Consider the following 14763-nt stretch of genomic DNA (forward strand, 5'->3'; position numbering starts at 1 on the left):
CTATCCGTCTTGGCCCTGATCTGCTTCCATGGCGGTCATCAACTGGACCTTTTCAATGCCAAGCTCTTGCAACCGTTTCAAAAGGGCAACGACACGTGCGCCTTCGGTGGTGCGATCGGCCCGGATTTCGACTGGCCGCCCGGCATAATCGGCTGGTAGCAAAGCCGCCAGATCAGCAATCTTGCCCTGACGATCATCAATGCCAATTTCGGCATTCTTGCCAAACCACAGCACAATCGTATCTTCGGGCTGGCTTTCGGCCGTGGAACTTGCCGGCGGGTCCACATCAAATGGTCCCAGCTTTTGCAAGCTTCCGGCAATCATGAAGAAAATCAGCAAAAGAAAGACGATGTTGATCAAAGGCAACATCGGTTCCTGTGCCGGGCTGTCATCGGAGACCTGGATACGACGCTTCATTCGATCAGATCCACATCAGTCACACCGCCGCGTCCCAGCGCATCCATGACAACAATCAGATGCTGCAAATCGGCACCGTTGACCGGGCGCAGATGAACACTGGCACCAGCATGTTTGCGTAAAATGGCCGCGGCAAGATTGGAAATCGGCACGGCTTCGCCATTCAGCGACAAACCACCATTTGCATCAACATTGACCGTTACCGGACGGACGTCGCTGCTGCTGCGCGCCTGACCGTCTGTGACAGTCACCGACATCTCGAAACCCTTCCAGTCAAGGAAACTGGAGGCCAGCATGAAAAAGATCAGCAGGATAAAGACAACATCAATCAGCGGTGTCAGGCCGATCATCGGCGAAGCACCACGATTTCGATCGCGCAATTGCATAGGGCGTATTCCGACCTTGTTCGGGCTTATTCCGCCGCTTGGCGCAGCTCGGCGATATTCGACGCGCGAAGCGCCCCCTTCTGAGCCAGTTCACCACGATTGATCACCATGGTGCAGACATCTTCCATGACCGCAGCGGCACGGGCGATAACGCCCTGCATCCACATGTGAAACGCGGTCGCCGGGATGGCGACAACAAGGCCGATTGCCGTGGTCAGAAGTGCAAGCCAGATACCGCCCGAAAGCACGGATGGGTCAATGCGGCTTCCGGCACCTTCCATCTTCTGGAAGGCTTCAATCATGCCCATAACGGTACCCAGCAGGCCCAGAAGCGGGCTAAGCACCGCAATCGCCGACATAATTCGCAAACCGCTGTTCAGACCATCAATTTCCTTGCGCGCGTGCGAAGCAATAATATCGGATGCCGCTTCGCGGTTTTCGGAATTGGCAACGGATAATGTCATGCCAAACAGACCGATGCGAGCAGCAGGATGACGGCGGCGCGACAGAATCTGCGCGACCTGCTTATCGTCACCATTGGAAAGATGACGTTCGACATCCTTGGCAAAACCGTCGGCAAAAATTCCACGCCGGATAAAGCCGACCAGCTTGTAGAAGAAAATCAGCATTCCGATTAATGCAAGTGCGGCCAGAACCCAACCAACAACCCCGGCACGATCGACAAGGTCATAAACCGGCAGGCTGCTGATGGCATCCGGCACGATGGTGCTTTCGGTGGTGACCAACGCACCATCTACCGGCAGACCGGTTTCGGGATCCAAGGTTACCGCCCCATCTGCTGTTTGCGTAAGCACACCGTTAGCGGCATCCGTGGTGGCACCATCAAGGCCGAGCGGGGTCTGCGCATCTGGTGATGCGGACAGCTGGTTTACGGGTTCAGGCATGTAACTCTTCCGATCCAAAATACGATCAACGCCGGACGTCCTGCTCCAGCGCGTTTGAAACTGATTTGCATTACTTACAAGAAATCACATTGCGATGCAATCGCAACTGCGAAAAGATGCGCTTTTTTCGCGCATGGCCGCATTGCATCACCCGAAAAACGGTACCCATCGCATGCCCTGAAACTGGGCGGAATCGGTTTTTGAAGGTAGAAAAGACCACGGAAAGCAAAACCCCCGGAACATCTGGGTTCCAGGGGTTTTGAAATGGTGAGCCCGACAGGATTCGAACCTGTGGCCAACTGATTAAAAGTCAGTTGCTCTACCAACTGAGCTACGGGCCCTCAACGTTGGTGAGCGGCCTTTTAATGCGCTGATCGCGAAGGGTCAACCCCCCTTTTTCGATCAAACTGCATGACAGCCATTCAAATGGTAAAAAACGTCAAAAACCGGCCTGTTTCCGATCCGTCAAAAAATGACACAGGTATCGAACGGAAGGTAATATGATAGTGACCACAACAGGAAATCCGGAAAAAGAAAAAGCCCCCGAAACCGATTGGGTTTCAGGGGCTTATTGGTGAGCCCGACAGGATTCGAACCTGTGGCCAACTGATTAAAAGTCAGTTGCTCTACCAACTGAGCTACGGGCCCTCAACGTTGGTGAAGCGCGTTTTAATGGGACTGGCGGCTGCGGTCAACACCTGTTTTCCATATTTTCCGGGTTTTTATGCTTTCTGGCCCCAAAACGCGAAAGCCGCCCTGATCAAGGACGGCTTTCGGTTGCATTATGAGGACCAAAACGCTTATTGCGCGTCAGCCGCGACCTGCATTTTTACAATATGGTCCGGATCAGCAACCCGGCCATTGGCCCACGGAGCCCCGCGCTTCAGACCATCAACATATTCCATGCCCGATACGACCTGCCCCCAGATGGTATATTGTCCATCAAGATGCGGCGCGTCGGCAAAGACGATGAAGAACTGCGAATCAGCACTGTTCGGATTGGCAGAACGCGCCATCGAAACAGTGCCGCGCACGTGATGTTCGTTTGAAAACTCCGCCGGAAGCTTCTGGCCAGATCCGCCGGTACCGTCCCCTTTGGGATCACCGCCCTGCGCCATGAAACCTTCGATCACACGATGGAAGGTCAGGCCATCATAGAAACCTTCTCGGGTCAGTTCCTTGATACGCTCGACATGCTTGGGCGCCAGATCCGGGCGCAGCTTGATCACAACGCGACCTGCTTCAAGATCCAGATACAGGGTATTTTCCAGATCCTGCGATGCATCGGCCGACTGGGCCTGAGCACCGCCGCCGATTCCACCGTTCGACATGGTCACTATTCCTAATACGAGTATAAAAAGAGATGCGAGACGAATAAGACGCATGGGTGCGCTATTCCTTTTCTTCGGCCAGCTTTTCGTGCAGTCGCTTCAGCACGTTTGCCGGCACAAATTCGGTAACATTACCGCCTAGACGGGCGATTTCCTTCACAAAGCGTGAGGACACGAATTGCTGTTTATCCGACGCCATCAAAAAGACCGTCTCGACCTTGGGGGCAAGACGGGCATTCATTCCGGCCATCTGGAATTCATATTCGAAATCCGAAACGGCCCTCAGACCACGAATGATGATGCTTGACCCATTTTCCTGGGCAAACTGCATGAGAAGCGATCCGAACGGCTTCACGATGGTACAGGCAGCAACTTCGCCACCCGCAGCCTTAAGAGCCTCTTCGACCAGTGCGCAACGTTCTTCGACCCCAAACATAGGGCCCTTTCCCGCATTAACCGCAACGCCGACAATAAGCCTGTCAACGATGCGGGTCGCGCGACGAATAATGTCCATATGCCCCTGGGTTACCGGGTCAAACGTGCCCGGATAAATCCCGATACGTGAGGCGTTTGAAGACTGTTCGTTCATTGATCTTCCGTTTTATTCGTCGATGTCGTCAGAACCGGTTTCCACTGCCTCGCTGCTATCATCAGCAACGATCGGTGCATCTTCGCCTGCTGCGATTTCGATGCCTTCTGCACCTTCTTCGCCTTCAAGCTCCTCATCACCATTATCGCCCAGATTTGACAGACGTTCGACAGCAACAACCTGTTCATCTTCGGCCGTACGGAACAGGGTAACCCCCTGTGTCTTGCGACCGGCGATGCGGATATCGTGTGTCGGCATACGGATGACCTTGCCACCATTGGTGACCATCATCAGCTCGTCGCCTTCTTCAATTACGAAGGACGCCGCGACATTGCCGTTACGTTCCGACATCTCGATATTGGCAAAGCCCTGACCACCACGGCCCGTAACACGGTATTCATAGGCAGACGTACGTTTGCCATAACCGTTTTCGGTAACCGAAAGGATCAGTTGATCGCCCGCCAGAAGTTCGCCGTAACGTTCCTGCGAAAGGATTTCCAAAGGCAAAGCATCATCAGCCGAGATTTCCTCACGACGCAGCTTGCTTGCAATCGAAAGATACTCGTCACGTTCTTCCATGGAGGCATGGTTACCAAACAGGACGGACATCGCGATGACCGCGTCCTCTTCCGCAAGACGAATACCGCGTACACCGACCGAGTTACGGCCAGTAAAGACACGAACGTCCCCGACACGGAAACGAATGCATTTACCCAGACGGGTCGTCAGCAGAATATCGTCATCATCGGTACAGGTCTGAACCGCAATCAGTTTGTCACCACGATCTTCTTCAAGTTTCATGGCGATCTTGCCGTTTGATTTCACATTTACGAAATCGGCAAGACTGTTACGGCGGACGTTACCGGTCGAAGTCGCAAACATCACATGCAGGTTTGGCCATTCTTCCTCGTCAGGAAGCGGCAGAACCGTTGTGATATATTCGCCTTCGGACAGCGGCAGCAGGTTCACAAGCGCCTTGCCGCGCGATTGCGGCGTGCCCAGCGGCAGACGCCAGACTTTCATCTTGTAAACCATCCCCTCGGAGCTGAAGAACAGAACCGGGGTGTGGGTGTTGGCCACGAACAGTTTGGATACGAAATCCTCTTCACGCGTTGCCATGCCCGAACGGCCTTTGCCACCGCGACGCTGTGCGCGGTAGGTCGACAGCGGAACTCGCTGGATATAACCGCTGTGCGAAACGGTCACGACCATTTCTTCGCGGGCAATCAGGTCTTCGATGTCGTGTTCGAATTCGGCTTCCTGAATTTCACTGCGACGTTCATTGGCAAACTCGTTACGCATTTCCGTCAGTTCATCCTTCAGGATGATCATCTTGCGTTCGCGTGAACCAAGGATATCAAGGAAATCTTTGATCTTCTCGCCCAATTCGGTCAATTCGGACGCGATTTTATCACGTTCCAGACCGGTCAGGCGATGCAGACGCAGTTCAAGGATTGCGCGCGCCTGCGCTTCGGACAGGCGATAATTGCCATCGTCCGAACCAACCTGGTTCGGATCGGCTATCAGCTCGATCAACGGAACAATATCGCCCGCCGGCCAACTGCGTTCCATCAGCTGTTCACGTGCAATCTGCGGGTCAGCAGCGGCACGAATCAAACGAATGACTTCGTCGATGTTGGCAACAGCAATACCAAGACCTACCACCAGATGGGCACGTTCACGCGCCTTTTTCAGCAGGTGAATGGTCCGGCGTGTAATGACTTCTTCGCGGAACTCGACGAATGCCTGAATGATGTCTTTCAGGTTCATCAATTCCGGCTTGCCACGGTTCAGCGCCAGCATATTGACACCAAACGAGGTCTGAAGCGCGGTAAAGCGGAACAACTGGTTCAGAACGACATCGGCAACCGCATCGCGCTTGATCTCGATAACCATGCGAACGCCCGAACGGTCAGACTCGTCACGCAGATCGGAAATGCCTTCGATCTTTTTGTCGCGGACCAGTTCCGCGATTTTTTCCATCAGCGTCGCCTTGTTCACCTGATAGGGAACTTCGGTGACGATAATGGCCTCGCGATTGGCGCGGATTTCCTCGACATGGGTACGTGCCCGCATAACGACAGAACCACGACCGGTCTTAAAGGCCGAATGAATACCCGAACGGCCAAGGATCAGCGCACCGGTTGGAAAATCTGGACCATGCACGAATTCCATCAGACCTTCGACGGTAATGGCCGGATTATCAACATAGGCCATGCATCCATCAATAACTTCGCCAAGGTTGTGCGGCGGAATATTGGTGGCCATACCGACTGCGATACCGCCCGCACCATTGACCAGCATGTTCGGAAAACGTGCCGGCAGAACCGATGGTTCCTTGGTGGTTTCGTCGTAGTTATCGCGGAAATCGATGGTTTCCTTATCGATATCGTCGAGCAGAAAGTGGGCTGATTTGGCCATACGGGCTTCGGTGTAACGCATGGCGGCGGCCTTGTCGCCGTCCATCGAACCGAAGTTCCCCTGCCCGTCAATCAGCGGCAAGCGCATGGAGAACCCCTGCGCCATACGAACCATTGCGTCGTAAATAGCGCTATCGCCGTGCGGGTGATATTTACCCATAACGTCCCCGACCACACGGGCCGACTTGCGGAACGGTTTGTTCCATTCAAAGCCGTTTTCATGCATCGCATACAGAATGCGGCGGTGAACCGGTTTCAAACCGTCACGGACGTCTGGAAGCGCACGGCTGACGATCACGCTCATCGCGTAATCGAGGTAGCTGCGGCGCATTTCTTGTTCGATGGATACCGGGAAAATATCGCGGCTATCTGGGTTGGTCTCTTTGGTGGACAAAAGCCGTGACCTCTTAAACGCTTGATCAGAAATGCTTCAATCGGCGTGACATATGGACATATGCCTGACCAGTGAGCCGGAAAGTATCAGGTTTGTCCGGCACAAACAATATTGACAAATCTGCCTGTCCCGGCATTAGGCACAAACGACCGAAATAATCGTATTTTAAGCAAAATTGCCCGGCCTGAAGGCTACTTTTTACCATTGGGTGCGGTCATGATCGGTGCTACCGGGTCACATTCAATCTCGGCAACATCCTTATCCCTAACAGTCTTTCGCCCGAAACGTATCTGCGAAACGGCAATCCCGGCCAGAATAACGCCAAGCGCGATCACGCTGGTGGGCTGAGGTACTTCCTGAAGCACAAGAAAACCGACCATCACACCGACGGCTGGCACAAGGTAATTGTTAAACACCACAAAGCTCGCGCCGGCACGCGCAATCAGATACAGAATCAGGAACATGGCAATGCCGGTCGGGAAAATCCCCAGATACAGGATCGATAGCGCCCCATCAACGTCCCATCCCATATTCCAGGGCTGATCAACAAACAGCGCAAAGGGGGCGAGCATCAATGCGGCAAAAGTCAGAATCACCGCCGCAGATCCGACGCGGGGCTGATCGCGCAGATTGCGCGCAACCAGCGATGAAATCGCGTAGCACACCGCCGCGATCAAAACAGCCAGCTGAAAAACAAGCTGTCCGCCAAGCCCGGTCAGGGTTTCCGGTCCGACCAGAACAATTACACCGATGGTGCCAAGAACCACGCCAAGCGCCTTGCCCGTCGAAAGTTTTTCATCATGCGTCACGAAATGCGCCAGCGCCACCGTTGTCAGCGGCACGACAGACATCAGGATTGCCGCCAGCCCTGCATCGATTTCCGTTTCGCCATAACTGATCAGGAAAAAAGGGATAGCATTTCCCAGCAACGCAACAAAGAAGGTAGACCACCACGCGCGCCGCCCCTTTGGGAGGTCACTTTTCCGGATAAAAGCAAAGGCCCAAAGCACGAGTGCGGCAACGCTCAGCCGCCCGGCTGCGACCACCAACGGCGAATAGGCATGCACACCGATCTTGATGAAGGTGAATGAGCTGCCCCACATCAGCGCCAGCAAAAACAGCAACGCAAATTCACGAATTCCCGGACGTGTCATCTTCCCAGCCTATTCTTGCCACAGTTTTTGGGCTTTATCGAACATCGAAAGCCAACTGACAGCGTTAGAGCCAGAAAACACGAGAATCAAGCGAATAGCTGAAAATCAGCCGCCCCATAATACGGCCTGCAATCGGCACCACCTAAAAATAAAGCCCCATCTTGTCTAGCGCGAAATCGCCTGCCGGGCTTTGACGCAGCACAACGCTTTTGCAGCGAAAAGATGAAAAAAGACAATGGACACAACTTAATTGTTGCGAATGATTTTCAATCGCTTTACTGTGAGCGCAACAATATGAATGGGATGCGAGCAATGAAATATGTGGATCAGGAACTGACCATTGAGGAAATGCTGGCCGATCCGATCGTCCAGACATTAATGCGCTACGATGGTATTTCTGCCAGTGACGTTCGTCACACGATTGATCAGGTTCTGCAAAATCGCCTGCCATTGCGCCCTGTCCGGGTTCGCAGCAGCGGAGCAGCCCCCCATGACTGGCGTATGACCGGCCTGCGTCCGGATGCGGCCTGATGCCTGAACGACCGCGACTCACGGACCGCTATCGTTCAATGACCAGTCGTAATGATAGCCGCTGATTGGCAAGTCATCCCCGTGGACGCTCAGCCATGTTGCGAATTCCAATCCGGCATAGCGCGCCAGATGATCGGAAAACGCGGCATCGTTTTTGCCAAAATCGGATCGATACCAGTCAAAAAGCGATGAAAACTCCACCTCTGATCCATCTTCTGCCACTCGCACCGCGCGCTCATCCCGAATGAACGCCAAAGCAGCCTTATCAAGTTGCTCTTCTATACGGCTGCCGTCATAGGCCGTTGCCATCAGTGCCGGACAGCCAATCGACGCACAGTTAAGCGCATAATGAATGCGGGGATCCTGCCAGATCGGACGCAGGATGCGATGTTCAATATCATTCAGAACTCAGTGACCGTCCCTCGACCAGCAGAAGTTTTTTGTCCCACGGCCCCACCGAGAACCAGCCAGGCGAAATATTGATGCCGCGAATACTGTCGACCGGATAATGATCCAGGACCACCGCAACTGTTTGCGCATTATAAAGATTGATCCAGAATGCCATTTGCTGTTCGCGGCTGTATCCATCGATTTCAACGGATTGCATTGCGGCAAGGTAGTCTGAAATTTGTTTACGGCTTGATGATTTGGCCCCGGCATAATCGAACTTTGTGACACCCGACGAAACCACAATCAGGTGATGATCAAGAATCGTTTGCCAGGGAGAATGATCAATTTCTGCTTCGTTTGAAGTGTCATGGGTCTGCCATGCCGGCCAAAGATCAGCATCCGGTGCGGCGAATGCAACCACCGGCAACATAGCCCAAAGCACGGTCACGACCGGCATCCATAAACGTTTCAAAATGTCATTTCCCCGGCACCATCCATCCGCGATCCTGCATTCTATGGTCGACGGGCCGTTCAAGGTCACATCAAACTGCCGTGATGGCAGCACCGCCAATTATATACACCTAACCACAAGTTGATATATAATGATCCCATGACACAGGCCGGTGCAATTCAGCTTATCCCCGGCAGTGGCGGGCAATTGGGGCAGGTCATTGCCACCCGAGCCCTCCTCGGTGCCGGACACCAATCGGCAGATTCTGGTTCTGCCGGTAATGGTTCTGCTGGGCCACAATTAAGGTCTGCCGCCGTTTCGATCCGTCCGATCAACGAAGCCACCTCTGCCGCACAGGCATCCGATATAGCGGCAAACGCGCCTTCTTCGCCGGTCAACAGCGCAGCATCAATTGTAACCATCATTCAGCAGCTTGATCCTCGCACCCTGCCGGGGGCAGCAGCACCCGACACCCGAAGTCCTGCCACGCAACAACGCGAAGCGCGCGAGGAAACACCTGAAAGTGCGCGCAGACCAACAAGCAACCCAGCCCTTCTGACCGACCGCGAACGCGAGATTGTACGTGAATTGCAGGCACGGGACGCCAATGTCCGGACCGAAGAAGAAAGCCATCAGACCCTTGCCGGCGCGAATGCCGGAATGATCAGTTACAGCTACACCGCCGGTCCCGACGGGCGGCTTTATGCCACGGGCGGCAAGGTCAGCATTCATCCGCTTCAGGGCCTTGACGGGATTGCGGCGATTGCCAATCAGGCCGCCATATCGCGCGCCGCCTCTATGCCCGGAACATCATCGGCCGACTTCAATGTTGCGCAGGGCGCCTCACGTAATATCAGTGCGATGATCGCAACACAGGCGATTGCGGCCGCAGAAAGCTACCGCATGACACTGGGACTGAACGCGGCACCGGGCAATATCGATATTACGGGCTGACTGTATTCTCGGAAGCCACGAAAAAAGGGGCCTACATGGCAAGCCCCTTTTGAACATGATGGGCGCAACCCTAATCGGCATAGTGCCAGTAAATCGGGAAACCCGGATCAAACACTGTGACGGGACCCTCACCGGTTTCAATTCTGGCCGGGAATGCTGCCGCCTCATCGCGCTTTTCCAGCGTGATCTTGTCGCCATTCAACGGCAGACCATAGAATTGCGGCCCGTTGACCGAGGCAAAGCCTTCAAGCTTGTCTAGCGCCCCTTCTTCCTCGAACACATGGGCCAGAAGCTGGACCGTGTTATTGGCGGTAAAGATACCGGCACAACCGCATGCGCTTTCCTTGCGATCATCGGTATGCGGCGCTGAGTCAGTCCCCAGAAAGAAGCGCACATCACCGCTGGTCGCGGCCTTGCGCAATGCGAGGCGATGCTTTTCACGCTTGGCCACCGGCAGGCAATAGAAATGCGGATGAATGCCGCCAACCAGAATGGCATTACGGTTGATGATCAGGTGGTGCGTCGTGATCGTCGCGCCAAGATTCTTGTCAGAGGCCTTGACGTATTCAACGCCGTCTTCGGTGGTGATATGTTCCATGATCACGCGAAGTTCAGGCAAACGCTTGCGCAGCGGATCAAGAACGCGATCGATGAACACGGCCTCGCGGTCGAAAATATCAATCTCGGGGTCGGTAACTTCGCCGTGCACGCAAAGTGGAATGCCAAGACTTGCCATGCGTTCCAGCACAGGCATCGCCTTGTCGAAATCGCGCACTCCACTTGCCGAATTCGTCGTCGCCCCGGCCGGATACAGCTTCAACGCCGTAATCACGCCATTTCGATATCCTTCTTCGACATCGTCGGGATTGGTGCCTTCGGTCAGGTAAAGCGTCATCAGCGGCGTAAAGTCGTGACCCTGCGGGATGACCGCGTTAATCCGGTCACGATAGGCAATCGCATCAGCGGTCTTGACCACCGGCGGCACAAGGTTCGGCATAATGATCGCACGCGCAAAATGTTCGCTGGTTTCGCCAATAACCCCTTCAAGCATCGCGCCATCGCGCAGATGCAGATGCCAGTCATCGGGACGGCGAAAGGTAATGCGATTTACTGAATTTGCGGGCATGGGGGCGACCTCCTCGGAACCGGAACAAACGAATGGGCGCGAGCGCAAAGGCTAACTAACAGATCAGTCCCGGTTTTGGAATTGGAAAGCGGCCCGAAAGACAAAAGGTCAGGCATTTCTGCCTGACCTTTTCACATGGGGCGAGTGATGGGACTTGAACCCACGGCCCCCAGAGCCACAATCTGGTGCTCTAACCACCTGAGCTACACCCGCCGTCGTGTGGCGCGGTTTTTATCGCCGGGAGCCCCGGACGTCAAGCGCATATTTTTACTTTTTTGCCCTGTTTTCCCCGGAACTTCGCAAAGTCGCACAATCCGGGGGACTGCGGGTTTTAACATCGGGTATATCATTGCATCCAATCCAACCGAACAGGCATCCCATCCGTTTGAACATCTTGCGTGATCGCGCAAGTGGCCTAATTAAACCAATTCAATATCTTGAACACGCCCGCCATTCCGGGCGAAATTAACACGGCGCACCGGCCTGAACCGTCATGTGCGCCACAAAGAGAAAACAATACGGAGTATCGGAATGAAGTGGGGCGTCATCAGCACGGCAAAGATCGGTACGGAAAAGGTCATTCCGGCCATGCAGGAAAGCGACAAACTTGAAATTCTTGCCATTGCCGGACGTGATCTTGAAAAAACGCGCGAAACCGCCCAAAGCCTGCGCATTCCGCGCGCCTATGGTTCCTACGAAGAACTGTTGGCCGATCCGTCAATCGAGGCAATCTATAATCCCCTGCCCAACCATCTTCATGTGGAATGGACGATCAAGGCGCTGGAAGCAGGAAAACACGTACTGTGCGAAAAACCGATCGGACTGGACACCGAAGATGCCAAGCGCCTGATTGCGGCGCGCGACAAAAGCGGCAAGCATGTACTTGAGGCCTTCATGGTCCGTCATCATCCGCAGTGGCAGGAAGCACGTCGGCTCGTTGAAAGCGGTCAGATCGGTACGATCACCACGGTGCAAAGCATCTTTACCTATTTCAATGCCGATCCGAACAATGTGCGTAACAAAAAGGATATCGGCGGCGGCGGTTTGCTTGATATCGGCTGTTACTGCATCGTCGGCCCGCGCTACATCACCGGCAAGGAACCGGTGCGTGTGGTTTCCCTGATGGACAAGGATCCGAAATTCGGCACCGACCGGCTTGTTTCGGGCATGCTCGATTTCGGAAGCGGCATTCAGGCAAGCTTTGTTTGCGGCACACAGTCGGCTGCCGTGCAACGCGTTCATATCCTTGGCACCGAAGGCCGCGTCGAAATCATTATGCCGTTCAACCCGATCCCTGAAAATCCGGCACTGATACGTATCGGCACGCAAAAACAGCCCGGTTTTGACGAAGCACGCGAAATCAAATTCCCGATCTGCAACCATTATACCCTGCAGGGAGAGAATGCGACGGCGATCTTTAATGGCGAAAGCCCGATCGATTATCCGATCGAGGACGCCATCGCCAATATGCAGATCCTCGATGCTCTGAGCCGCTCTGCACGTACTGGAAGCTGGGAAATGGTCAGTTCCTGATACCTACCGAAAAGAAGACGAAGAAAAGGGCGCAGCTATTCGGCTGCGCCCTTTGTACTTGTATTTGGCTTGAAACCGATTTCAACCGGCCTTTGCCGCAGCCTGTTTTCGATGCTCGGTAACCGGAATACCGCCAACGCCCCAGTTATCTGTCTCGACTTCGTCGATGACAACGAAGGTGCTGTTATGCGGTTTGCCCAGAACCTCGAACAAAAGGTCGCTAATCCCCTTTATCAGGGCCTGCTTTTCTTTGACCGTGGTGCTGATTTCTCCCTTGGTGGTTCCCTCACGGGTGATCTTGATATTCACATAAGGCATCTTGTTCTCCTTGGGCATAGGCCCGGCTCGACAATTAGGATCAACATCGGAGTTACCAGCGACCGGCGTGCTGACCACCATCGACATTCAGGGTTTCACCGGTAACGAAGTCGGCCAGTTCGAGATAACGAACAGCATCAGAAATGTTTTCAACCTCGCCCATTCGTCCCATCGGATGAAGGCCTTCGAAGAATTCGAAATGTTCGGGTGCATGCATCGGTGTTTTGATGATGCCCGGCGCAATGGCGTTCACACGAATACCCTGCTTGGCATACTCAATCGCAAGCCCACGGGTTACCGAGTCCAACCCGCCCTTTGTAAGGGTTGCCAAACCGGATGGAACACCGGCCAGAGCCTGATGAACCAAACCAGTTGTAATCTGGACGATATGACCGCGCCCCTGCCGCAGCATCAGGGGAATGACACGCTGCGTGATGTGGAAGAACCCGGCAACATTCACCCGTAGAACATTCTCGAAATCTTCGGCAGAATATTCATGAAATGGCTTGCTGATAAAAATGCCCGCATTATTGATCAGGGTATCAATCCGCCCAAAACGGTCTTCCGCAGTTTCAACAATCTTTGCCGCAATCACCGGGTCGCTGATATCACCGGCAACAGTCACGACTTCGTTATCTTCACTAGCCGCGATATTGCGTGAGTTGGCAACCACCGCATATCCCAGTTCACGATAGGTTTTGACAACACCGGCACCAATGCCCTGGGAAGCACCGGTTATAATGGCAACTTTCCGTTCGTTACTCATGACTTCATTCCTAAAAAACTGAACGATGCAGGCATCATGACCATACTTTCCGTTCAGGAAATTTGAATTCGCCCATTGGGCAACAGCGTTACCAATGGTTTAATTAATTGCGCCATTCGAAGGAATTAGCGAAAAATGCAATTCAGTCTTTCGATTTGAGGAACGAACAATGGACCGCATTGATGCAATGAAGGTTTTCATCACCGCCCTGGATGAAGGCAGTCTTGCCGCGGCGGCACGAAAGCTTGGCCGGTCCCCCGCTGCAGTCACGCGGGCTTTGACATTTCTGGAAAATCATATCGGTGTGCAATTACTGCACCGTTCCACACGTGCACTTCGTCTTAGCGAGGCGGGTGAACGCTATGCCTCTGCATGCCGTCGCATCCTCATTGATATCGAAGAAGCCGACCTTCTGGCAGAAAGCGAGACAAAGGCACCACGCGGTCTGTTGACCGTAACCGCCCCTATCACCAGCGGGGCCGGTATCCTGCGCCCGATACTTGATGATTATCTTGACCTGCACCCAACAGTACGGGCGAAGCTTCTGTTGCTTGACCGGATTGTCAGTCTTGTTGACGAAGGCATTGATGTGGCATTGCGTATCGCCCATCTGACTGACTCCAACATGATAGCCATCCGCGTGGGCGAAGTCCGGCGCCTGCTGTGTGCTTCGCCGTTCTATCTGGATAACAATCCACCGATCCGCGAGATCGTGGATTTGGCTGGCCATCAATGCATTGCCAATTCCCAGTTAGGCGAAACCGGATGGTCCTTTCCCTCCAGAACAGCCGACCGTGCGCCTCGGGTCGTGCGTTTTACACCCCGCCTGATCGCCAACGGCATTGCTGGCACCCTGCCCTCTGCCGTGGAAGGCAAAGGGGTTACGCGGGCATATTCCTATCAGATTGCCGAACATGTCGAACGGGGCGAATTGCGAATATTACTGCCAGATGACGAAGAACCGCCCATCCCGGTTCATCTTGTCATCCCCGAGGGACGGCTATCCACGCCACGTGTGCGCACCTTTGTCGATTATGTGGTTCCCCGCCTGAGGGCAGAATTCAGCCGCAGGAATGCTATTTGCGCCAGAAGATAACA

At 54.0% G+C, this 14763-nt stretch carries 16 protein-coding genes and 3 tRNA genes; 4 read left to right on the forward strand and 15 right to left on the reverse strand.

Annotated elements, in window-relative coordinates; translation table 11 throughout:
- The 9 genes from R1T41_RS20420 to R1T41_RS20460 all read right to left on the reverse strand — a co-directional run bounded on the left by R1T41_RS20420 (position 1) and on the right by R1T41_RS20460 (position 7596).
- Positions 1-417, reverse strand: coding sequence for an ExbD/TolR family protein (locus R1T41_RS20420; RefSeq protein ID WP_097052300.1), 417 nt, complete (start codon positions 415-417; stop codon positions 1-3).
- A complete protein-coding gene (locus tag R1T41_RS20425) occupies positions 414-803 on the reverse strand; it encodes an ExbD/TolR family protein (protein WP_062959827.1) in 390 nt (129 codons plus the stop codon). Before R1T41_RS20425 ends, R1T41_RS20420 begins: the two co-directional genes overlap by 4 nt.
- A 26-nt stretch (positions 804-829) precedes the next feature.
- Positions 830-1708 (reverse strand): MotA/TolQ/ExbB proton channel family protein, encoded by an 879-nt coding sequence (locus tag R1T41_RS20430; protein WP_062951409.1) that lies wholly within the window; start codon positions 1706-1708, stop codon positions 830-832.
- Positions 1709-1973: 265 nt separating this feature from the next.
- A tRNA-Lys gene (locus tag R1T41_RS20435) sits at positions 1974-2049 on the reverse strand.
- Between the two features lie 231 nt (positions 2050-2280).
- Positions 2281-2356: transfer RNA gene (locus R1T41_RS20440), tRNA-Lys, on the reverse strand.
- 152 nt (positions 2357-2508) lie between these two features.
- Positions 2509-3039, reverse strand: a complete 531-nt coding sequence (locus tag R1T41_RS20445) for a peptidylprolyl isomerase (protein ID WP_062959412.1) — start codon at positions 3037-3039, stop codon at positions 2509-2511.
- 61 nt (positions 3040-3100) lie between these two features.
- A complete protein-coding gene (gene coaD / locus R1T41_RS20450; protein ID WP_317338893.1) occupies positions 3101-3628 on the reverse strand; it encodes a pantetheine-phosphate adenylyltransferase in 528 nt (175 codons plus the stop codon).
- 12 nt (positions 3629-3640) lie between these two features.
- On the reverse strand, positions 3641-6442 hold the full coding sequence (gene gyrA, locus R1T41_RS20455; RefSeq protein ID WP_317338895.1) for a DNA gyrase subunit A: 2802 nt from the start codon (positions 6440-6442) through the stop codon (positions 3641-3643).
- Positions 6443-6633: 191 nt separating this feature from the next.
- Positions 6634-7596, reverse strand: coding sequence for a DMT family transporter (locus tag R1T41_RS20460; protein WP_317338897.1), 963 nt, complete (start codon positions 7594-7596; stop codon positions 6634-6636).
- A 312-nt stretch (positions 7597-7908) separates the two neighbouring features.
- On the opposite strand from R1T41_RS20460, the gene R1T41_RS20465 reads away from it, so the two are divergent.
- Positions 7909-8127 carry a hypothetical protein gene (locus tag R1T41_RS20465; RefSeq protein ID WP_142994519.1) on the forward strand — a complete coding sequence of 73 codons (219 nt, stop codon included), beginning with the start codon at positions 7909-7911 and terminating at the stop codon, positions 8125-8127.
- A gap of 18 nt (positions 8128-8145) precedes the next feature.
- Here R1T41_RS20465 and R1T41_RS20470 read toward each other — a convergent pair whose 3' ends face one another.
- Together R1T41_RS20470 and R1T41_RS20475 are read right to left on the reverse strand one after the other, a co-directional pair.
- A complete protein-coding gene (locus tag R1T41_RS20470; protein WP_317341601.1) occupies positions 8146-8532 on the reverse strand; it encodes a DUF547 domain-containing protein in 387 nt (128 codons plus the stop codon).
- Complete coding sequence (locus tag R1T41_RS20475; RefSeq protein ID WP_317338901.1) at positions 8525-8989, reverse strand: DUF547 domain-containing protein; 465 nt, start codon at positions 8987-8989, stop codon at positions 8525-8527. The genes R1T41_RS20470 and R1T41_RS20475 overlap by 8 nt, the downstream gene beginning before the upstream one ends.
- 138 nt (positions 8990-9127) lie before the next feature.
- Here R1T41_RS20475 and R1T41_RS20480 point away from each other — a divergent pair, with 138 nt between their 5' ends.
- A complete protein-coding gene (locus tag R1T41_RS20480) occupies positions 9128-9922 on the forward strand; it encodes a putative metalloprotease CJM1_0395 family protein (RefSeq protein ID WP_317338903.1) in 795 nt (264 codons plus the stop codon).
- A gap of 70 nt (positions 9923-9992) precedes the next feature.
- Here R1T41_RS20480 and pyrC read toward each other — a convergent pair whose 3' ends face one another.
- A complete protein-coding gene (gene pyrC, locus R1T41_RS20485) occupies positions 9993-11048 on the reverse strand; it encodes a dihydroorotase (RefSeq protein WP_317338905.1) in 1056 nt (351 codons plus the stop codon).
- Positions 11049-11184: 136 nt separating this feature from the next.
- Positions 11185-11261 (reverse strand) — tRNA-His (locus R1T41_RS20490).
- Positions 11262-11579: 318 nt separating this feature from the next.
- Here R1T41_RS20490 and R1T41_RS20495 point away from each other — a divergent pair.
- Complete coding sequence (locus R1T41_RS20495) at positions 11580-12581, forward strand: Gfo/Idh/MocA family oxidoreductase (protein WP_317338907.1); 1002 nt, start codon at positions 11580-11582, stop codon at positions 12579-12581.
- 81 nt (positions 12582-12662) lie between these two features.
- Here R1T41_RS20495 and R1T41_RS20500 read toward each other — a convergent pair whose 3' ends face one another.
- Both R1T41_RS20500 and R1T41_RS20505 read right to left on the reverse strand, forming a co-directional pair.
- Positions 12663-12899 (reverse strand): 4-oxalocrotonate tautomerase family protein, encoded by a 237-nt coding sequence (locus R1T41_RS20500; RefSeq protein ID WP_317338909.1) that lies wholly within the window; start codon positions 12897-12899, stop codon positions 12663-12665.
- A gap of 52 nt (positions 12900-12951) precedes the next feature.
- Positions 12952-13665, reverse strand: a complete 714-nt coding sequence (locus R1T41_RS20505; RefSeq protein WP_317338911.1) for an SDR family oxidoreductase — start codon at positions 13663-13665, stop codon at positions 12952-12954.
- Positions 13666-13834: 169 nt separating this feature from the next.
- Here R1T41_RS20505 and R1T41_RS20510 point away from each other — a divergent pair, with 169 nt between their 5' ends.
- The gene (locus R1T41_RS20510; protein ID WP_317338912.1) at positions 13835-14761 is read left to right on the forward strand and encodes a LysR family transcriptional regulator; all 927 of its coding nucleotides are present in this window, start codon (positions 13835-13837) and stop codon (positions 14759-14761) included.
- The last annotated feature ends 2 nt before the right edge of the window (positions 14762-14763 follow it).

Origin of the sequence: Thalassospira lucentensis (genome assembly GCF_032921865.1) — a bacterium.
GTDB classification, from domain to species: domain Bacteria; phylum Pseudomonadota; class Alphaproteobacteria; order Rhodospirillales; family Thalassospiraceae; genus Thalassospira; species Thalassospira lucentensis_A.